Source organism: Nocardioides malaquae, assembly GCF_015070385.1.
GTDB classification, from domain to species: domain Bacteria; phylum Actinomycetota; class Actinomycetes; order Propionibacteriales; family Nocardioidaceae; genus Nocardioides; species Nocardioides malaquae.
In genome coordinates, this window is sequence record NZ_JADCSA010000676.1 from 1 (window position 1) to 257 (window position 257).

Consider the following 257-nt stretch of genomic DNA (forward strand, 5'->3'; position numbering starts at 1 on the left):
ATATGTCGAATGCCGTTACCTTTATGGTGAAACTGGTCATTCGCTTCGCACCGATTGGGATTTTTGGGCTGGTTTCTTCTACCCTGGCACCCACCGGTTTCTCCACACTGTGGGGCTACGCGCAACTGCTGGTCGTGCTGGTTGGCTGTATGTTACTGGTGGCGCTGGTGGTTAACCCATTGCTGGTGTGGTGGAAAATTCGTCGTAACCCGTTCCCGCTGGTGCTGCTGTGCCTGCGCGAAAGCGGTGTGTATGCC

General features: G+C 55.3%; 1 protein-coding gene. It reads left to right on the forward strand.

The genetic code is table 11. The features are described from left to right. The coding region (locus IEQ44_RS16130) for a cation:dicarboxylate symporter family transporter (protein WP_193639442.1) at nucleotides 1–257 on the forward strand (257 nt) is incomplete at both ends.